19 protein-coding genes are annotated in these 18875 nt (G+C 45.2%); 8 read left to right on the top strand and 11 right to left on the bottom strand.

Annotated elements, in window-relative coordinates:
* Positions 1–37: 37 nt before the first annotated feature.
* From ACXAC1_RS19605 to ACXAC1_RS19590, 4 genes are all read right to left on the bottom strand, one after another.
* The gene (locus ACXAC1_RS19605; RefSeq protein WP_475063738.1) at positions 38–775 is read right to left on the bottom strand and encodes a MipA/OmpV family protein; all 738 of its coding nucleotides are present in this window, start codon (positions 773–775) and stop codon (positions 38–40) included.
* Between the two features lie 129 nt (positions 776–904).
* Positions 905–1078: a DUF1328 domain-containing protein gene (locus ACXAC1_RS19600; protein ID WP_475063736.1), complete on the bottom strand. Its 174-nt coding sequence runs from the start codon at positions 1076–1078 to the stop codon at positions 905–907.
* A gap of 195 nt (positions 1079–1273) precedes the next feature.
* Positions 1274–1621, bottom strand: a complete 348-nt coding sequence (locus ACXAC1_RS19595; protein WP_475063734.1) for a Fis family transcriptional regulator — start codon at positions 1619–1621, stop codon at positions 1274–1276.
* A 7-nt stretch (positions 1622–1628) separates the two neighbouring features.
* A complete protein-coding gene (locus tag ACXAC1_RS19590; RefSeq protein WP_475063732.1) occupies positions 1629–2855 on the bottom strand; it encodes a multidrug effflux MFS transporter in 1227 nt (408 codons plus the stop codon).
* A gap of 177 nt (positions 2856–3032) precedes the next feature.
* Between ACXAC1_RS19590 and ACXAC1_RS19585 the strand changes: the two genes are divergently transcribed.
* Entirely contained in the window at positions 3033–3551 is a 519-nt protein-coding gene (locus ACXAC1_RS19585) for a hypothetical protein (RefSeq protein ID WP_475063730.1), read from the top strand.
* 152 nt (positions 3552–3703) lie between these two features.
* Here the strand turns inward: ACXAC1_RS19585 and ACXAC1_RS19580 are convergent, their stop codons facing one another.
* Positions 3704–4225, bottom strand: a complete 522-nt coding sequence (locus ACXAC1_RS19580) for a DUF2867 domain-containing protein (protein WP_475063729.1) — start codon at positions 4223–4225, stop codon at positions 3704–3706.
* A 183-nt stretch (positions 4226–4408) separates the two neighbouring features.
* Between ACXAC1_RS19580 and ACXAC1_RS19575 the strand changes: the two genes are divergently transcribed.
* Positions 4409–5983: an alkaline phosphatase gene (locus tag ACXAC1_RS19575; RefSeq protein WP_475063728.1), complete on the top strand. Its 1575-nt coding sequence runs from the start codon at positions 4409–4411 to the stop codon at positions 5981–5983.
* A 51-nt stretch (positions 5984–6034) separates the two neighbouring features.
* Here the strand turns inward: ACXAC1_RS19575 and guaD are convergent, their stop codons facing one another.
* The 4 genes from guaD to dbpA form a co-directional block, all read right to left on the bottom strand.
* Entirely contained in the window at positions 6035–7342 is a 1308-nt protein-coding gene (gene guaD / locus ACXAC1_RS19570; RefSeq protein ID WP_475063727.1) for a guanine deaminase, read from the bottom strand.
* Between the two features lie 112 nt (positions 7343–7454).
* The gene (locus ACXAC1_RS19565) at positions 7455–8738 is read right to left on the bottom strand and encodes a glycerate kinase type-2 family protein (protein WP_475063726.1); all 1284 of its coding nucleotides are present in this window, start codon (positions 8736–8738) and stop codon (positions 7455–7457) included.
* Positions 8739–8794: 56 nt separating this feature from the next.
* Positions 8795–9166: a VanZ family protein gene (locus ACXAC1_RS19560; protein WP_475063724.1), complete on the bottom strand. Its 372-nt coding sequence runs from the start codon at positions 9164–9166 to the stop codon at positions 8795–8797.
* A gap of 2 nt (positions 9167–9168) precedes the next feature.
* Complete coding sequence (gene dbpA / locus ACXAC1_RS19555; protein ID WP_475063723.1) at positions 9169–10554, bottom strand: ATP-dependent RNA helicase DbpA; 1386 nt, start codon at positions 10552–10554, stop codon at positions 9169–9171.
* A 101-nt stretch (positions 10555–10655) separates the two neighbouring features.
* Here dbpA and ACXAC1_RS19550 point away from each other — a divergent pair, with 101 nt between their 5' ends.
* The 5 genes from ACXAC1_RS19550 to ACXAC1_RS19530 all read left to right on the top strand — a co-directional run bounded on the left by ACXAC1_RS19550 (position 10656) and on the right by ACXAC1_RS19530 (position 16064).
* Positions 10656–11234, top strand: a complete 579-nt coding sequence (locus ACXAC1_RS19550; protein ID WP_475063721.1) for an ACP phosphodiesterase — start codon at positions 10656–10658, stop codon at positions 11232–11234.
* 322 nt (positions 11235–11556) lie between these two features.
* Positions 11557–12543: a ribosome biogenesis GTPase YlqF gene (gene ylqF / locus ACXAC1_RS19545; RefSeq protein WP_475063720.1), complete on the top strand. Its 987-nt coding sequence runs from the start codon at positions 11557–11559 to the stop codon at positions 12541–12543.
* 11 nt (positions 12544–12554) lie between these two features.
* Entirely contained in the window at positions 12555–12935 is a 381-nt protein-coding gene (locus tag ACXAC1_RS19540; protein ID WP_133560094.1) for a YacL family protein, read from the top strand.
* Between the two features lie 65 nt (positions 12936–13000).
* Entirely contained in the window at positions 13001–13591 is a 591-nt protein-coding gene (locus ACXAC1_RS19535) for a hypothetical protein (protein WP_133560093.1), read from the top strand.
* Positions 13592–13706: 115 nt separating this feature from the next.
* Complete coding sequence (locus ACXAC1_RS19530; protein WP_475063718.1) at positions 13707–16064, top strand: fatty acid cis/trans isomerase; 2358 nt, start codon at positions 13707–13709, stop codon at positions 16062–16064.
* On the opposite strand, the gene ACXAC1_RS19525 is transcribed toward ACXAC1_RS19530, so the two are convergent.
* On the bottom strand, positions 16065–16775 hold the full coding sequence (locus ACXAC1_RS19525; protein ID WP_475063717.1) for a 3-deoxy-D-manno-octulosonic acid kinase: 711 nt from the start codon (positions 16773–16775) through the stop codon (positions 16065–16067).
* 103 nt (positions 16776–16878) lie between these two features.
* Between ACXAC1_RS19525 and ACXAC1_RS19520 the strand changes: the two genes are divergently transcribed.
* A complete protein-coding gene (locus ACXAC1_RS19520) occupies positions 16879–17880 on the top strand; it encodes a glycosyltransferase family 9 protein (RefSeq protein WP_475063716.1) in 1002 nt (333 codons plus the stop codon).
* Here the strand turns inward: ACXAC1_RS19520 and ACXAC1_RS19515 are convergent.
* Positions 17873–18832: a methylenetetrahydrofolate reductase gene (locus tag ACXAC1_RS19515; protein ID WP_475063714.1), complete on the bottom strand. Its 960-nt coding sequence runs from the start codon at positions 18830–18832 to the stop codon at positions 17873–17875. The two genes, ACXAC1_RS19520 and ACXAC1_RS19515, sit on opposite strands and share 8 nt — an antisense overlap.
* Positions 18833–18875 lie beyond the last annotated feature (43 nt).

The following is an 18875-nucleotide window of genomic DNA, read 5'->3' as shown; positions in this document are numbered from 1 at the left end:
AAATCAAACCTAGGTCATATCACACTATTTAATCCGTTTAAAATGTATACACTACCGAAAACATGCCGGCCCAGAAGCTAGATTGCTCAACAATTGGGCTGTCGCTAATGTTATCGCCTAAGATGGTATGTTGAATGTTTGTAATGGTTTTCCAGTGATCAGAAATAGGGAAAATGTGTGTGATGCCCATTTGACCAATTACACCACCTTCATCTTCGCAAACTTCGTATCCAGACAAAACAGACTCATCAGCATTGATGCCATGGTAGTAATTGACTAAGTCTTTTGATTGATAGGCCAAGCTAAGGGAAGGAATAAGCAAACCAACTTGTGTTTTGTATGGTTTGGATGCTTTGACTTTCGCTTCGTAGCCATTGTGCTTGTTACTGATGTCCGCTGCCAAAGAGGAGGTTATATCAATAGATTGAAGCTTGGTTGACCAGCCTAGAGCTAATTCCGTGGCATCTTTGCGCTCATTTAGGCCAGTAAGTTGGCTATTCTCATCAATATCCAGTGGGGATCGTCTTAGCTTCACAAGTAGGCTGACTTTATCTTTGTCATTAATGGCGTGTTCTACGCCTATACCTTGTGGGGATGCTCTAAACATGCCATAGGACAGATTGACGTAAGGAAAAGGGTCGCTGACGTTATCTTCGCCTACGATATAAGATTCGGCCCAAATACCTGTAACACCGATGCTGGAGTTCAGTTCATCAGCATAGGTGCTTGAGGCGAATGGCAAAATGATTAATGGTACGTACTTGTAAGCTTTCATGTTTCATCCTCTGGTACATTGATAGGGCGAAGAAAACCATAGAACGTCTTATCTGATTGGAAAAGGTGACAAAAATAAGGCGATTAAAGCCCATAGTAAATGCCCATGGGCCTATAAATGGAATAGCGGTTAAAGAGGTTTTTTGCCTCGAACCACATGGAGGACTGCAGAAATAACCATCAATACTAAGAAGACAAAGAACAGTACTTTTGCAATTCCCATACTTGCCCCTGCAATCCCAGTGAAACCAAGAGCACCCGCCAATAACGCCACAATCAAAAATAGAAAAGTCCAACCCAACATAATACGTTCTCCTTAATCGTTAATTTTCTAAATGACACAATCAGATTAGACAAGTTAGGCATGAAATAAGCGCAAGAAACGTGCGATGAATGGGGAGTTATAGCCGAGAATGTAAAGAATATGTATACAGGCGAAAGTTTGTAGAAAAAGGCGCTTCTTAAGTCAGCGCCTTGTCATGAGCAAGCAGGAACGTACTCAGTGTTGCTGTAATCGGTGAGCCCATTTGCCTTGATGACTTCTAAAACATGCTTGCTCGTTATCGAGCAAGACGTGTTTATGTGGCGTGGCAAGGCGGATGTCTAGCTGTTTAAAGCGATTGGCAATATTCGATAAGAGTTTGTCTAGAGCGGAACTGTTGGCGAATCGCTCTTGAGCCTCGTCTGTCTCAAAGATAATGATGACTTTTAGGCTTTGTGGAAAGGCATTGTAATCCACGGTGTGCGTCAGCCACGCAAAGCCTATGTTCAGAGCCAATAGTTCATCGCAGAGCTTAGTCAGCGACTCTCGAATCAAGTTGTCTCTTTTCTTATCTGTTTTACGCATGTTGTGCCTATGCTATCGCAGGATCTAAGTCATCAGGTGTTTTGCTGTCGGCAATATACATCAGCCCCAGTGCTAGTAGCCCAAGTAGGCTAAAGCCCATGACAACGGGAATAAGCGTATTGTCGTACAACTGACCGATCAAAGTGCCTATGCCCATCGATAAGATAGAAGAAACTGAGCCAATGACCGCAGAAGCAATGCCTGCAACATGTCCCATAGGCTCCATGGCTAAGGCGTTAACGTTGCCAAACAGTAAGCCAAAGCAAAAGAACAACACAGTTGCGTAGGTTAAGAACATCCATAATGTAACGTTAACGAATGAATGTAGTGCCCAGAAAACAAGTGAGGCAATGACCACTGTAGTGATGGAGCACAGTGCAATAGGACGCATCCCAAATGCTTCAACAATACGAGCATTTAATAACGAGGAAAAGCCAAGCACGAGTGCTAAGGCACCAAAGTACAAACTGAATAGGGCGCCAGTATTGAATAGCACTTGGAAAATTTGCTGTGAAGAGTTTAAGTAACCAATAAAGCTACCAAAGAACAGCCCCATACACAGCATATAGCAAAGTGTTTGGCGGTTACTTAGGACTTCTTTGAAGCCATTTTTAAATCCTGAATAGGTGAACGGAATACGATCAGGTTTGGCCAGTGTTTCCTTCAGGCGTGTCGCAATCCATACGAGCAGAATAGCGGCATATAAAAAGTACATAATAAAAATGCTGTGCCAATCCGCAACAAACATGATGGCTTGACCTAGTGTGGGGGCGATTGCCGGTACTAAGACAAATATCATCATTACAAATGACATGGTGCGAGCCATTTTTGCACCGCTGAATTTATCGCGTACCAAAGATATGGCCGCGATATAAGGGCCTGAAACGCCCAAGCCCTGTATAAATCGACCAATCATTAGCTCTGATAAAGTTGGTGCAAAAAAACAAAAGACCGTGCCAGCCAGATACAGAGCAAAGCCAGCAAAGAGTATGGGTTTTCGGCCTAGTGCATCAGACAAGGGGCCAGCAATGAGTTGGCCAATCGCCATGCCTAAAAATATTAAACTGATTAACAGTTGCGGCTGATTAGAGTCTGTCGCTTTTAAGTCTTGACCAATGAGGCCAAGTGCGGGAAGCAGGGCGTCAATTGAAATAGCGACAATCGACATCAACAGTGCAACCAACACAGTGAACTCTTTTGCTCCCATTTCTGAGCGTTGAGAAATTGAAGGCATGATCAATAGTCCTTAAAAGTGAATGCAAAACGAACTCTGAATTATAAGGCTTTATTATGAATTCTGTGTTGCTAAAAATGAGGACTAAATAGGAAAGCAAGGAACTAGAAACGGGGACTAAACGGTTCAACTGGTCTATGCTAAACCCTGAAAGGCTAAACTTCGGTAGGAGTAGTTATGGCAGATGTCACTGAAGGCCAACGTAGCGAACATGAAAAAATACGCTTAGAGCACGAAGCGGCGAAGTTGTTTATGCGCTGTTATGAAGCAAACACCCGCAAGCCCATTCGTCATATTTGGCACAATCAACCCATGCGGCCAGATGTTTCTTGTACTTTAGAAGGTGAAAGGTTGGATCTTGAGATAGCTCATCTGTATGGCTCTGAGGCCGAAGCGATGGCCATCCTAGGGCGGGAGTTATCCGAGCAAACGCAAGCTGAACTGCACTCTTTAGACTTAGAAGCCGATGAGCGCTTGTTAAAAGCATTAAATAGAATTCTTTTGAACAAAGCTGGTAAGCGCTATCACACAGAGAAAGTATGGTTGGTGATTCGTAATACCCATCCTCAGTGGGGCAAAGACGAGATCAAGAAACTATTTGGCCACATTACAGTCCCCGACGACCATCCATTCGAAAAAATCTGGATGGTTGCAGATATGGAAGCAAAGACCGGAATAGTGCGTTTGTATCCTTAAAAACATCCCAAAGCGGTGCCGAGAACAAATCTGTGCACCGCTTTGGTGTAAAGTTAGGCGTGCTGAGAATTGAGCATGCTTGAAACGCTGATAATGTGATGTAACTCTTAGTTTTTCTGGCAACTAAGTCCTAGCAAGCTTTATTCCAGTTCCTAATTTTCACCTATCAGTTTGGTCATGGATTTCGCTATAACGTGATGTGCTGGCTTCACTGGTAGCATGTAAAGATGCCCTAGCATATTTTTCACATGCACGACTGTGGTCATGGTAACTTGAGTTTGATTATCTCCAAGCGGTGTTTGATAAAGAGATAAAACCACTTTTAAGTGTTCGTCTTCATCTCCTAAGAGCACTTCATTTTCGGACTGTTCTATTAATGTAAAAATACCAACGCGATCTCCCGCGACATAGTCCCTGCTTGATTTGTTAGCCGATATACCGGAAAGCTTTCCTAGATCTTTAAGCCCAAGCGGCGAGACTACTTTATTTCTCAGCACCATCAGGCTATCTACCCATTTTGGGGTCTTAGAAGCAACTCTCAAAAACTGCTCTAAGGGAGTCAGCATAGGGTCAGCGGCTCTAACTTCCCATGCGTCATAGAAGTCAGCACTTTCTAAAATGTATTGGATTTTGCTACGGCAAGGTGGAGCTACTTTGGTAACGTTATTTTTCATCAATCGTGCCCTTCCTTAGGAATTTATATAGTGACTCAGTATTTTACTGAGAAGCTGGCAGAGCGAATAGTCGTGTTTTGATACTTTTTTGCCCGAAAAATAAACACTTCAAAACTTTGAGTTGTAATGATAGTGTAGCAATTCGTTTTTAATTGAACGTTTAATAAATAAAAAAGGGACAGTATGAATACGATAAAGAAAGCATTAGTTGTTGGTGGTCTATGTGTTGCGTCATATAGTGCCGTCGCCGCAGAAGTGAAAAACGTCATACTTATGATTGGGGATGGTATGGGGCCTCAGCAAGTAGGTATGCTGGAAACCTATGCTCAAAAAGCACCAAATTCGATTTATCATGGAAAACCGACAGCCTTGCATCGTTTCGCGCAGGAAGGTGTTGTAGGCTCTTCACTGACTTACCCAACCGACGCAATAGTGGTAGATTCTGCCTGCTCAGCAACACAGCTAGCGACGGGTGTAGCGACAGGTTCTGAGGTTATTGGTATTGACGCAGACGGTAATGTCGTGGAAACGGTGTTGGAGAAAGCCAAACGTTTGGGTAAAGCAACTGGCTTAGTGTCTGATACGCGTTTAACACACGCTACTCCTGCTGCTTTCGCAGCCCATCAGCCGCATCGCTCTTATGAAAATGAAATAGCCGTCGACATGCTGAACACAGGTCCAGATGTCATGTTATCAGGGGGCTTACGCTATTGGATCCCGGAATCTACTAATGAAAAGGGTGAAGTATATCAGCAGCTTACAGAGCTTACGGGCGGCGATGTTTACTTAAAATCAAAGCGTAAGGACGAGCGTAATTTATTGCTTGAAGCGCAAGAAAAGGGCTATGGCTTAGCCTTTAATAAAGATCAACTTGAAGCGTCTGATTCAGGCAAACTACTTGGTCTATTTGCTTACTCAGGCATGATGGATGGTATCCGCTACAGCCATTCAAAGTCTGACGAATCGCGCACTCAGCCATCGTTGAAGGAAATGACTTTAAAGGCACTGTCCGTGCTAGAAAAAGATGAAGATGGATTCTTCTTGATGATTGAAGGTGGCCAGATCGACTGGGCCGCTCATTCAAATGATGCAGGCACTATGTTGCATGAGCTGTTGAAGTTTGATGAAGCAATCCAAGTGGTATATGACTGGGCAAAAGATCGAGACGATACCATTGTCGTAGTCACAGCGGATCATGAAACGGGCTCATTTGGATTTAGTTACTCTTCTAACGATCTTCCGGCACCACAGAAAAAAGATGGCGTTGCGTTCCAAGCCGCGGATTATGCGCCAAAGTTCAATTTCGGGAGCTTTGATATCCTTGATGGTTTGTACAATCAGAAGAAAAGCTATTACGACATCCTAGCGGAGTTCGAAGCGTTACCTGAATCAGAACATACCGCCGCCAACCTACAAAAAGTCGTCAATCAGAATTCTGAGTTTGATATCACGTTGGCACAAGCTGAGGAAGTGCTACAAGATAAGCCTAATCCTTATCATACGCATGACCATAGCTACTTAAGTGCTGAGGCCATTCCTGCTATTCATGACTTTGATGCTTTCTTCCCATACAACGACCGAGGCAATTTATTGGGTCGAGTACAGGCGACAGCACAAAATACAGTGTGGGGAACGGGGACTCATACCAGTACGCCAGTGAATGTATTTGCCTGGGGGCCAGCTGCACAGATTCTGCCTGTGTCTTCTATACAGCATCATTCAAAAATTGGCCAATTCCTGATGGACGCTGTTCAATAACAGTAGGTCAGATCAGGGCCTGATATCCGATTTATCAGGCCCTTTTCAAGCTCAAGCGTCTCTTTGATGGACACATTGGCCCATCGCATAGGTGGCTTGGATAGCTCGATCATCGGCCAGAATCATCAAGGCAAACAAGGTATCTTTGATGTCTTTGGCACGCTCTAAGCGTTTACTAAGTAAGGGCGTCGCTTGTTTATCTAGGATGACGAAATCAGCTTCACTGCCTACGGCTAAGTTACCCACCTTGTCATCCAGTCTTAGGGCCTTTGCGCCACCTAACGTTGCTAGGTAAAAAGATTTAATTGAATCTAAGTTTTGGCCCTGCATTTGGATCACTTTGTAAGCTTCGTTCAGTGTGCTGAACATTGAAAAGCTGGTGCCGCCTCCGACATCGGTTCCCATTCCCACGTTCACTTTATGCAATTCGGCTTTTTCTAAGTTGAACAGCCCACTGCCAAGGAATAGGTTTGAAGTTGGGCAGAAGGCGATTGCAGAGCCTGTTTCGCTAAGGCGGTTGTATTCTTGATCACATAGATGAATACCATGGGCGAAAACCGAGCGTTCACTTAGCAACTGGTGTTGATCGTATACATCTAAGTAGTTTTTAGAGTCAGGGAACAACTCTTGAACCCAGCTACACTCTTGTCGATTTTCAGAAAGGTGTGTGTGCATATAAAGATCATCGTATTCAGATAACAGCTTGCCGGCGGCAGCAAGTTGCTCTGATGTAGATGTGGGCGCAAAACGAGGTGTCACAGCATAATGTAAGCGACCGTGATTATGCCAACGTTCGATCAGCTCTTTAGAGTCTTTATAAGCGGTTTCCGGTGTGTCGGTTAAATAGTCAGGGGCATGGCGATCCATCATGACTTTACCGCAGATCATACGCAGGTTAAGAGGGAGTGCAGCTTCAAAGAATGCGTCAACCGATTGCTTATGAACCGTACCAAAGACCAAAGCTGTGGTCGTACCGTTACGTAGCAGTTCGGCTAGAAAACGTTCAGCAACGTCGCTTGCATGTTGTTTATCGGCAAATTTACTTTCTTCAGGGAAAGTGTAGTTATTAAGCCAATCTAACAACTGTTCGCCATAAGAGGCGATCATGTCGCTTTGTGGATAGTGAATGTGGGTGTCGACAAAGCCTGGGACAATCAGCGCATCAGGATGGTGTTCAACTTCGATCGTCGAGTCCAATAGGGCAATCTGTTCTTCCGCATTTCCTAACGCTTGAATGATACCGTCTTTAACTACGAGCAATCCATCTTCGAAATATTCGAAGGCTTGCTCTGTGCCGACTTCAGTTGGGTTTGCGGTGCAATGCAGGATGGCGGAGCGCCATGCTTTAATCGTTGCCATGTTGTCTCACTAGTTGAAATAAAGGGAAAAAATTCGTCGGGCAAAGACTTTGACCGATTGTTTAGTTTTAGTCAATGAGCGAGCATCTCTTTGCCCGCTCAATTGGAGGCGACTAGGTTGGCAGTGTATCAATAAATATTGCTCGGAAGTCATTAACATTGGTCATCGTTGGTCCTGTCACGACGGATTGACCAATTTTTTCAAAAAATGTGTGTGCGTCATTATTCATAAGAAAAGCGCTAGCATCTAAACCTTTCTTATCAGCGTCATTTAAGGAGTGCTCAGTGATGATAGCACCTGCAATGTCAGCGGCTCCGTCCACACCGTCGGTATCACAAGCAATAGCAGAGATGCCGCTTTGGCCTTGGAGCTGTATGGCCAAGGCAAGTAGGAATTCGACATTTCGACCACCGACTCCGTTGCCCGATAGGGTAACAGTGGTTTCACCACCGGATAAGAGTAAGCAAGGTGGCTTAATGGGTTGGCCAAAGGTTCTCACTTGACGGGTGATACCGGCCATCACTTTTGCGACTTCTTTGGCCTCGCCTTCAATACTATCCCCTAAAATCAGGCTATTAATACCAAGCTCTTGAGCCCGTTTTGCCGCGGCTTCTAATGCCATTTGTGGTGTGGCAATCAGCTTGGTTGTTGCCAAAGCAAGGCGTTCATCATTCGGCTTAACGCTTTCATAAGTGCCTTTTAGCAATTGCTCACGAATACGATCGTTTATGGCTATCTGGTATTTATCTAAAATAGCCAAAGCGTCCAAACAAGTCGTGCTATCAGCGATGGTTGGACCGGATGCTATGGCAGACAGATCATCGCCCGGCACATCTGAAATCAAAAGCGTGGTGACTTTTGCCGGGTAACACGCAGCGGCTAGACGTCCCCCTTTGATTTTAGAGAGGTGTCTGCGCACCGTATTGATTTCAACAATGTTCGCGCCACATCTTAGCAATGCATTATTAACGTCTTGCTTTTCCTTTAATGTCATATCTTCATAGGGAAGAGGCAGTAATGCGGAACCGCCGCCTGAAATTAACACGACTACTTGGTCTTGATCGGTCAGATTGCTGACTAAATCAAGCATGGCTTGTGCGGCATTTAGGCCATTTTCATCAGGGATTGGGTGAGCAGCTTCGACGATGTTAATTTGTTCACAAGGTACTGCGTAACCGTATCGTGTGACCACGAGACCGCTGAGTTCACCTTTCCAGTTTTGTTCAAACGATTGAGCCATGGCGGCAGATGCTTTTCCTGCGCCAATGACGATGGTTCTACCTGCAACGGGGCTGGGCATATGTCTTGGAACACATCGATTAGGTTGGGCCACATCCAATGCGGCTTCGAACAACGAGTGCAATAGTTGGGTATGCGCTGTAGTTGAGCTGGTCATCCTGATACTCCCTAATTATTGTTAGGTGGGTTTAACACGAATCATCGTGTTAAACCCTATGCAGTATCTGTACCACGCTTTTTAATGAAAGAGAGGATTAGGTGAAATAAGCAGGCAATGGATACGCCGATTGTATTTGCAATGAAGTCCTTCCAGTCTGCAATTCTATTGACATAAGGTTGAATCAGCTCAATAGCCCCACCACACAAAACAATAAGACAGGCGAAGACATAGAAGCGTTTAGATGGCCCCCATGCGCATAGTACTGCCCAAAATGAAAAGCCTAAAATATGATGTAACTTATCGGAGCCTGGTGGCGAACCGAGTGATGAGGCAGGCATTAACGTGGCCAGCATCACGGTCAATGCACCAACAATAAATCCAAGGTTTTGAGCCTTGGAGCTATTTATCCAGCGGCGCCTACTCATAATTAGCGCAGTACTCGAGATTTGATGGTGCGGCCCTTAATCTTCTTAGTAGCAAGAGCTTTGACGACTTGGCGTGCTTGTTGTTTTTCAATTGCAACATAGGCTTGGAAGTCGAAAATATCAATTTTACCTACCGCACTTTTTTCAAGACCAAGTCCTGCGGTTAGCGCACCAAGAATATCCCCAGCTCGCAGCTTATTCTTCTTACCAGCATCAAAGGCAATGGTAGCGACATCTGGTTGTAGTGAAAAATTGCCAGGGCAGATGCCCATTTGCAGGAATTCTGGCTCAATGTCAAAGCGCTCGGCAATGTCTGCCAACTTGTAGTCTTCACGCTCAGTAATGAAGCTAACAGCAATGCCTTGTGCACCAGCGCGGCCAGTTCGGCCAATTCGGTGCGTGTGCACATCGATGTCTCGTGTAGTGTCGTAGTTTATAACAAGGTCAATTTCTTTCACATCGATACCACGAGCTGCCACGTCCGTCGCCACCAGTACTGAACAGCTTCGGTTTGAGAAACGCACCAACACTTGGTCACGTTGTTTCTGCTCAAAATCACCATGTATCGCAAGGGCGCTGATATCGTGGTCAGTTAACCACGCTGCAACGTCATCACATTCCGCCTTGGTATTACAGAAAACGATGACCTGAGAAGGTTCAAAATGCGCTAGTGTATCTAGCAACCGGTTTGGTTTGTCGCTGTTGTTAGCTCTCACAAAATATTGATCAATATTGGGCTTTGAACTTTCCTCTGCTTCAATCTTAATAAAGCGTGGTTGGCGGAGGAATTCATCACTAATGCTGGCAATGTTGTCGCTGTAAGTGGCTGAGAACAATAAGGTCTGTCGACTTTTAGGTGTTAGCTCAACGATATCGCGAATACTATCGATAAAGCCCATGTCCAGCATACGATCCGCTTCATCCAAAACGAGTGTGCTAATGCCTGAAATATCTAAATTGCCTTTACGCAAATGCTCCATGATACGACCAGGGGTACCCACAACCACGTGAGCACCGTGCTCAAGGGACGCAATTTGCGGGCCGAATGGCATACCACCGCAAAGTGTTAGCACTTTGATGTTCTCTAGGTAGCGCGCAACTTTACGAATCTCTTTAGCGACTTGATCAGCTAGCTCACGAGTAGGGCAAAGCACTAAACTTTGGCAACCAAAGTAGCGAGGATTAAGTCGCAGAATTAAGCCAATGGCAAACGCCAGTGTTTTACCACTACCGGTTTGTGCTTGTGCCATGACATCTTTGCCATCAATGACGTCTGGTAAAGCTTGCTGTTGGATCGGAGTGAAATCTTGGATGCCCATGTCTGCAAGCAGTTTGGTCAGCTTTGCAGGCAGGATGCCCGCAGGCGAAATATTGGTCGGAGCGTTCAAATGCGTACCTAAATGATAAAAATTTTTCGCAGTCTAGCAAATTTTGCGAAGCGTCACTATTTATAGCAGGTAAGACAGACTGAAATTTATGGTTAAACATTGTGAACTACATTGCGCATTTACACATCGCTAAAGTGACCGGCACTTCTTATGCGGGCAATTTGCTCGGCGATTTCCCTTGGTTACCGAATAATGAGCAACAGGGTTTGGTTACCGGGTGGCGCTTGCATCAAGCTGTTGACACGTTTGTGGATACGCATCCGCAGTCACTAGCGTTTAAAAGTTTACCAAGAGAAGGGCGCAGACGATTTGCTGGCATTGTTCAGGATGTGGTCATGGATTATTGGTTGGTTCGTTCTTGGGGGCACTTTGAACAAGTGTCTTTTGAGCGATTTGCCGACACAGCGGTTTTAGCTTTGAGGGAAGATAAAGAGAATTGCCCTCAAAGATTACAGGCCATGATTAGCTCACTCGAACAAAGAAATTGGCTATCTGATTTAGGGACACAGCAGGGGGTTGAAAGAGCGTTACGCTCTATTCAGCGCAGGTGGACTTTGGGTCATTATTTAGAGCCTTTTATTCAAGAGCTACCATTGTTGTTAGAGCAGAGCCGAAAGCCCTTTGAAATTCTTTACCCAGACGTTTTGGATTATGTTCAAGCCATGGATTTCTCTGAATGAGTGGATCATATAAAAGAAAGGCCGCAGTGATGGCGTCACTGCGGCCAAAGGGGCGATAGCCCGATCGAGAGAACACCCAGAGAGAGCATAAGTGATTAAACACCTAAGGTTTCTGGATGCTTGGCAGTATAGGCAGGAGGGCTTTTTACTGCGTTGACACATGTCAGGTTAAGGTGGTTCCTGCATTTATCCGTCGTTTTTGATCTAAGATCCGCTAAATCACAGCCTATTTGTGCAACAACGCAGAGTTTTTACGTAGGTGAACTAAACTTTGTGGTAGACTGCGCGCCAATTTTTTTGAATCAAACTGAGAGGTGTAATCGTGAGCGTTCAATGGTTCCCTGGGCACATGAACAAAGCTCGACGTGAAATCGAGAAGGTCATGACCCAAGTCGATTTGGTCATTGAGGTGTTGGATGCCCGTATTCCGGACTCAAGTCAAAACCCTATGCTGACCACTTTGCGTGGGGATGTGCCTGTATTACGCCTGCTCAATAAAAAAGATCTAGCGGACCGCGAGCGTGTCAATCGCTGGTTAGAGCATTGGCGTGAAGCTGACGATATCACTGCTTACCCCTTTAGTACGACTGATAAGGCGGATTTAGCAAAACTGTCAAATTGGGTACAAGCTCTTGTCCCGCATCGAGGTACTGCAGAGAAGCCTATCCGAGCGATGATTGCTGGTATCCCAAATGTTGGCAAATCGAGTTTGATGAATGCTTTGTTGGGTAAGCGAGTAGCGAAAGTTGGTAATGAGCCAGCAGTCACCAAAGCACAGCAAAAGCTGCGCGTACATGATGGTTTTCAACTGTTGGATACGCCTGGGATTCTATGGCCCAAAATCGAGAACCCTGATGCCAGTTATCGTTTGGCAGTGACTGGTGCGGTGCGAGATACCGCCATTGATTATGAAGATGTCGCCTTAGTAGGCTTGAACTTTTTCTTAGCAGATTACAATGATGCGCTTGTTACCCGCTATAAGTTAAAAGAAACTCCAACAGATGCAGCTGAAACACTAAAGATTATTGGTTCCAAGCGCGGGGCGTTACGCGCTGGCGGAAAAGTCGATATGCACAAAGCTGCTGAAGTTTTCTTGTCAGATGTGCGCAGCGGCGCCATTGGTCCATATGTTATGGAAACCCCTGAAATGGTGGCAGATGAATGGGTCAAAGTAGAACAAGTTAAAGCCGCTAAGGAAGCCGCACGTCAAGCGCGACTTGCCGCTGCAGTACCCCAACGCCAGCAGCAACAGAATGTGGCATATCGCCAAGAAAATAGTGATACCCTTGATAGTGATAGTAAAGAGTGAGGTTCTGCTCTATGGATTATGAAATAGCATTTGATCAAGAAGAAGGCTCATACCGCGTATTTGCGGACATTGAGTTTTCAGCCATTGCGGAATGGGTTAGCGAGCACCTAACCAACAAAGAAACGGTTCAGCGTGTTTGGCAAGCTGTGTCGTTGGCGGAAAAAGAAGACGAAACCACAGAGTTTCAGCACGGTATTTTTCAAGTTGTGATCAGCCCTGAAGGCGTCGTGGTAAAACGTCGCGTAGACATGAGCCAAGCAGAAGACGAGATTAAAGCCATGTTCGACACTCAAAGTAACTTTTTTCAAGCCTCCAATGATGGCATTGAATCGGAATGTGGCTTAGATGATCTTATTGATTTGATTGAAAATTGGCACGAATTTCAGCAATAAGTTGTTCCTAGGTTAGCCAAGGTTTACACTAACCCTGTTTTTAATGATGTCCTTTAGGAGCCAGTATGCTCATCGAATTGGAAAAAGCCCGAACACGTAAGAATGTAGTACGTATCTTCCGTGAGGAAATTGACGGACCAGATAATTGGACAGATGGCTTTATCATCGCGGCGAATGAAGAAATGGTGCTGATGCAGCTCATTGATGATGGTGTTCATCTAAATGGCTATCAGATCCTGTTTCTAGAAGATATTAGCGATTTTATGCATCCCGCGCCGTTTAATGATTTCCAAAAGCGCGTGCTTGAGATCCGCGGTGAAGAGATTGAAGACCCTGAAGTGGACTTGGATGATCTTGCGGTACTGCTAATGGACATCAGTGAAGAGTTCGGTTTGGTGACCATCCATCGCGAAGAAGTGGATTCTGATGGTTGTGAAATCGGTCGTGTGCTTCGAGCAGATGCCACCACTTTTGAACTGGAAGAAATCGGTTCAGATGCCCGCTGGTTCGATGAAACATACGAATATGACCTATATGACATTACTCGTATTGAGTTTGGTAGTGCGTATGAAGATGCATTGCTACTTGCTAACGAAGACATGGGCGAAGACGCTTACGAACTTGTTGAGTTTGATGAAGACGAAGACAATCGTTAAGCCCAATTTGCATGATATAAAAAAGGGGGAAGTTTACTTTCCCCTTTTTTATTGCTCATTGAACTGTTTTAAATGTAGTAACGTATTAGTCATAAAAGAATCCTAGGACGAATATATGAAATCGATTTCTCGCTGGTTGGGCATTTTGGCTCTATTGGCCATTTCTGGGTGTGCTGTATACGCCACTCAAAACTTGGATGAAGCTTATGGAAAAGCTAACAGCGCGAATCGGTTGCCGCAAGAAGAGAAGTTGCCTGTTAACTTCTATCAAGATCAAGTTAAACCCATTTTAGAGAACCGCTGTATTAACTGTCATGCCTGTTACGACGCTCCCTGCCAAATTAAACTGACTGCCGCCGATGGTATTGAGCGCGGTGGTAGTAAGGATAAAGTCTATGAGGGCGATCGTTTACTAGCTGTGCAGCCAACTCGATTATTTGAAGATGCTCGTACAGCCCAAGAGTGGCGTGATAAAGGTTTTTACCCCATTTTAAACGAGCGATCACAAAGTCCTGCGGCGAATTTGCAAGGCAGTGTCTTATATCGAGCCATTGCTTTGCGTCGACAGCAAGGTGAGTTTCAAGATACTGTGCTGCCATCGGACGATTACGATTTTTCACTGGACCGTGATCAAGAGTGTCCAGCAGTGGAAGAATATTCTAACTTCGAAGCCTCCCACCCGACTTGGGGAATGCCATATGGTTTACCTGAACTAACGGATCAAGAGTACGACATCTTGACTCGATGGTTGGTAAAAGGGGCACCTATGTCTGCGCCAGTGAATGTTCCGTCTGAGATAACTGAGCAGGTGGCGAAATGGGAAGCGGTGTTTAATGGAGATGATCTCAAGTCGCGATTGATCAATCGCTATGTTTACGAGCATATCTATCTTTACAGCTTGTATTTTGATGACGACGCTCAGTTTACTTACAAATTAGTCAGATCTAGCACGCCACCGGGTGAGCCAATTCAGCGTATCAGTACTCGTCGTCCATATGATGCGCCAGGGGTGGAACGAGTCTATTATCGACTCTGGTTAGACCCTGAGAGCCGTGTCCAGAAGACTTTCATTCCTATGAAAATGGATGATGATCGATTGCAGCGCTGGAGTGCTTGGTTATACGACTTGTCGTTTGATGTCACAGAGTTACCAAGTTATGCACCAGAAGTGGCTAGTAACCCATTTCAGTCTTTTGCACAGCTACCGGCAAACAGTCGCTACCGCTTCTTACTCGATCACGCGCAAAATACGATCATGGCATTTATAAAAGGCCCAGTATGTCGTGGCCAAGTAGCAGTAAACGTTATCAATGAGCAATTTTGGGTTTACTTCGTTGACCCAGATTTAGAGATACATAATATCGGTAGTGCATTCCTAAAAGAAAATGCCTCTTCGTTGGCGCTACCTGCATCGCAAAGCAGTAATGCTTTGCCATTAACCTCTTGGGTATCGTATTCCGAGAAGCAAAAGAACTATCTCTCGGCTAAAGCGAAACTGATCGAAAAGCTTGGCAATAAAGGTCTTACCATGTCGACATCCTTGGTATGGGATGGGGAAGGGCATAACGAGAACGCGGCCCTCACTGTGATGCGTCATTTCGATAATGCAACCGTGGAAAAAGGCATGATAGGGCCAAATCCTAAAACCGCATGGGTTATCGATTACCCTTTGCTCGAGCGTATCCACTACTTGCTTGTTGCAGGCTTTGATGTATTTGGAAACGTAGGGCATCAGCTCGTGACACGTTTATATATGGATTTCTTGCGTATGGAAGGTGAGATGAATTTCTTACTTTTATTACCCAAGGATCAGCGTCAGGCTGTGCGCGAGTATTGGTACCGCAACGCAGATCAAACTATCAAAGATTATATCTTCAGCGATCTTCTAAAAGTAAATATTGAGTCGAGTATTGACTATAAGACTGATGATCCTAAAAATGAGCTGTTTGATCACATTCGTCAGCGTATGGTGAAGGTGTTGAACCATGATCATGAACTTTCACAAAGCTCACTAGCAGCGAAGACTCAGGATGCCTTGTTATCGTTGCAAACGCTTCAAGGACAAGCTGTTGCACCATTTCCTGAGGTGTCTTTGATATTGATCGAGCAATCGAATGGTGATGCTGAGTTGGTCACCTTGGTGCATAACCGAGGACATTACAATATCACCAGCTTACTGGATGAAGAATCAACCGTGGCCCCTAACGAAGATTCTTTTGTTGTCGCCTATGGTGTCGTCGGAGATTACCCTAATGTCTTAATAAAGCTCTCTGAAGATGAAGTAGATGCATTTGTTGAAACCGTTAGTGGCATCCGTGATAACAGTGGCTATACCGCTTTACTAGATCAGTATGGTGTAAGGCGTACCAGCCCTGAGTTTTGGCCGATCAGCGATAAAATTGCACATATGAATCAGTCTATGAAGCCACTGAGCAGTGGCATCTTAGACTACAATCGACTGCAAAACCGCTAGTTAAGCGCCATAGCCTTGCAGTAAGACTTGCCATGCGGCGTCACTGAATTGGAACTGGGCATGTTTGCCCTGCTCCTTCAGGAAGGAGCGTTTTAAACGTTCTAAATTCTCTTTCTTCCAGCTCTTTTGGTCGTTACGAATTGAGCACTTGTCGAAATCTATTACCCAAACCTGAAACGACGTATCGATCATGATGTTATGGCAGTTTAAGTCACTGTGATACACGTTATACTTGTGGAATTCTGCGATAGTGCGTCCAATGCGATGCCAAACAGCCTCTTCTAGAGGCGCTTGTTGAAGGCATTCATAGAGATCTTTGGCATTGGGGATCACTTGTGTCATCAGCCAAGCCTGATAAAACAAACCATTGCGACGAACCATACCTGCCACGGGCTTCGGGGCTGGTAGGTCTAGCTGTTGCAGCCTTTCAAGCAGCGCCAGTTCCTTGTAAGCACGAGTTTGTTCGATCGGTTGAGTGAAAAAGTGAAACGTATTGAATTTTGCGATGAATCCGCCACGTCGGTAACGGCGAAGTACAGTTTGACCTATAGGCGTGTCTAGAAACCAGACGGTACCTCGCCCCACAGCGGTATGAATTAGCCTGTCTTGAGATTGCCAATATTCAGGTGTAAACCATTCCTTGGCGACTCCCGGGTTGCCTGGGCTGATAAAAAGAATGTCGCTGCTTGCGGTTGGGTGAATGCTTGGCATGTAAATAATCTAAAAAAATGAATGAGATGGCAGGTTTTACGGGCCATTTTAACGGCGCGTATTTTATAATAGTTGATCTATTTAAACAGCCCCAGGGGAGCAAATGGATCAGACTATTCAACGTATTGCCGTGATTCGCTTATCGGCTATTGGCGATGTGTGCCATGCTATGGCGGTTATTTGTGCACTACAAAAGAAGTACCCCAACGCTGAAATAACATGGGTGACTGGACCGCTCGAAGCGCAATTGGTTCGTTTGCTACCAAATATTAGCGTCAAAGTATTTGATAAGCGAACAGGGGTAAAAGGGATGTTGGCGCTGCGAAAACAGCTGTCTGGTATTACTTTTGATGTGTTGCTTCACTTGCAGTGGTCAATGCGTGCTAGTTTGTTAAGTAGGATGGTTCGGGCCAAGAGACGTATTGGTTTTAATAAAGCTTTCTCACGTGAAAAGCAGCATTGGTTTGTGAACGAGTATGGCGTGACACCTAAGTCTGAACACGTTCTAGATTCCTTTCTTTCTATTAGTTCTTTGTTGGGCATTACAGAGGTTGAGCTGCCATTAACGTTGTCTTTACCTAAAAAGCCTGCGACGCTCCCTGACAATTACGTCGTGATTAATCCATGTGCCTCAAAAGCTGAGCGTAACTGGACCATTTCGGGATACAAAGCGGTGATCCGGTGGTGTTCTGAGCAGGGTAAAACCGTGGTTCTAACCGGTGGCCCAAGTTCTTTGGAACGGGAAATAGCACAACAACTTGAGTCTGAGGGAGTAATCAATTTGGTAGGGCAAACTAGCCTGCCACAAATGCTCTCTGTGTTGGCGGGGGCTATGTGGGTGTTGAGTCCAGATACCGGACCTGCGCACATGGCGACACTGGTCGGCACACCTGTGATTGGTTTATATGCACACTCTAATCCAAGGCGTACAGGGCCTTATGCCGACTTAAATCATGTAGTCAGTGTTTATGATGAATGTGCTGAGAAAGAGTACGGCAAGCCAGTAGCAGAATTGCCTTGGGCAGCTCGAGTACATGACCCTAAGGCAATGGAGCATATTGCAGCCGAGCAAGTGATTGCTCAGCTGCAGACGATGGCTAGTTGATATTTTGTTCAGCAAGCTTTAGATCAAGGGTTGCTTTTAAAAGCTTGTAGAGGTTGATCGAGGCGTCAATCTCTTCCTTGCGGTTGGTTAAGCTCTCAATGTTTAGACCAAGAGGAATGCCTAAAGGCAGAGCAATCTCAATAATCTGCTCCAAAGCAGAGCGGCAAATCTTAATCGACTCATCAAGTGGCGACTCAGCATCAAGAATACGGTGCTTGGTCGCGTCAGGCACCGAAATGCCTAACCAGTCCATAAAGCTCAATGTTTTTTCACTACCACATGGCGTGAAGGTTAAGATCACACGCTTAGGTGCTTCTCCTTTATCGCGACAAGAGCGAGCGTATTGGCTCAGCATGTCAACGGTCGCTTGTGGGTTGTAAACGGCTTGCGAAACAAAGAAATCACAGCCTGCGATGGACTTGTTCATCAAACGTAGGTGTTCATCACCTTTCACCGCATGGCGCTCGGCAATGGTGACACCACCCAAGTTAAAGTCATGGGCATTCTTTTGTAGTGTTTCATAGGCTTGGTTCAGTGGTAGAACAATTTGACCTTCTGAAGAAGGCGCACCTACCAAAACGATGTCGCGTACACCATAGTCTTCCCAAGCAGAGTTCAGCCATTGATCAAACTCTTGTGCACTGCGTGAAGAAACGCTTTTGTAGGTGATCACTGGTTTGATTGCCAGCGTGTTCAGACGTTTTGACCATTCTAATGGGTCATGAGTCTCCATGTATGGGAATGGACGCGGTTTTGATATACGGCTGCTTTCATCTTGAATATCGTAAACAATTAAGCCGTCGACTTCGATTTGACCTAGGCGGTCAAGTAACTTTTGACCAATGTCATTGAGTTTATGGTCATCATCAATCGTGTTTTTCGGCGGTGTTGTGCCGATAAAGTAAACCCCACGATTTGGGTCGGCAAATTTACGTGCTAATTCAGTAGTCATTTGGGGGGCTCGTTTTATAATCTCTATGGAAGCTTAGCTTCTT

The organism is Marinomonas sp. AWM4_232 (genome assembly GCF_056158325.1).
Note: the sequence above shows the minus strand (reverse complement) of the source record. Positions and strands in the feature narration are given on the sequence as shown.

What these genes read in the sequence shown, in the direction of transcription:
- ACXAC1_RS19605 (WP_475063738.1), bottom strand. Translation starts at nt 775, where the DNA reads ATGAAAGCTTACAAGTACGTACCATTAATCATTTTGCCATTCGCCTCA.
- ACXAC1_RS19600 (WP_475063736.1), bottom strand. Translation starts at nt 1,078, where the DNA reads ATGTTGGGTTGGACTTTTCTATTTTTGATTGTGGCGTTATTGGCGGGT.
- ACXAC1_RS19595 (WP_475063734.1), bottom strand. Translation starts at nt 1,621, where the DNA reads ATGCGTAAAACAGATAAGAAAAGAGACAACTTGATTCGAGAGTCGCTG.
- ACXAC1_RS19590 (WP_475063732.1), bottom strand. Translation starts at nt 2,855, where the DNA reads ATGCCTTCAATTTCTCAACGCTCAGAAATGGGAGCAAAAGAGTTCACT.
- ACXAC1_RS19585 (WP_475063730.1), top strand. Translation starts at nt 3,033, where the DNA reads ATGGCAGATGTCACTGAAGGCCAACGTAGCGAACATGAAAAAATACGC.
- ACXAC1_RS19580 (WP_475063729.1), bottom strand. Translation starts at nt 4,225, where the DNA reads ATGAAAAATAACGTTACCAAAGTAGCTCCACCTTGCCGTAGCAAAATC.
- ACXAC1_RS19575 (WP_475063728.1), top strand. Translation starts at nt 4,409, where the DNA reads ATGAATACGATAAAGAAAGCATTAGTTGTTGGTGGTCTATGTGTTGCG.
- guaD (WP_475063727.1), bottom strand. Translation starts at nt 7,342, where the DNA reads ATGGCAACGATTAAAGCATGGCGCTCCGCCATCCTGCATTGCACCGCA.
- ACXAC1_RS19565 (WP_475063726.1), bottom strand. Translation starts at nt 8,738, where the DNA reads ATGACCAGCTCAACTACAGCGCATACCCAACTATTGCACTCGTTGTTC.
- ACXAC1_RS19560 (WP_475063724.1), bottom strand. Translation starts at nt 9,166, where the DNA reads ATGAGTAGGCGCCGCTGGATAAATAGCTCCAAGGCTCAAAACCTTGGA.
- ACXAC1_RS19540 (WP_133560094.1), top strand. Translation starts at nt 12,555, where the DNA reads ATGGATTATGAAATAGCATTTGATCAAGAAGAAGGCTCATACCGCGTA.
- ACXAC1_RS19535 (WP_133560093.1), top strand. Translation starts at nt 13,001, where the DNA reads ATGCTCATCGAATTGGAAAAAGCCCGAACACGTAAGAATGTAGTACGT.
- ACXAC1_RS19530 (WP_475063718.1), top strand. Translation starts at nt 13,707, where the DNA reads ATGAAATCGATTTCTCGCTGGTTGGGCATTTTGGCTCTATTGGCCATT.
- ACXAC1_RS19525 (WP_475063717.1), bottom strand. Translation starts at nt 16,775, where the DNA reads ATGCCAAGCATTCACCCAACCGCAAGCAGCGACATTCTTTTTATCAGC.
- ACXAC1_RS19520 (WP_475063716.1), top strand. Translation starts at nt 16,879, where the DNA reads ATGGATCAGACTATTCAACGTATTGCCGTGATTCGCTTATCGGCTATT.
- ACXAC1_RS19515 (WP_475063714.1), bottom strand. Translation starts at nt 18,832, where the DNA reads ATGACTACTGAATTAGCACGTAAATTTGCCGACCCAAATCGTGGGGTT.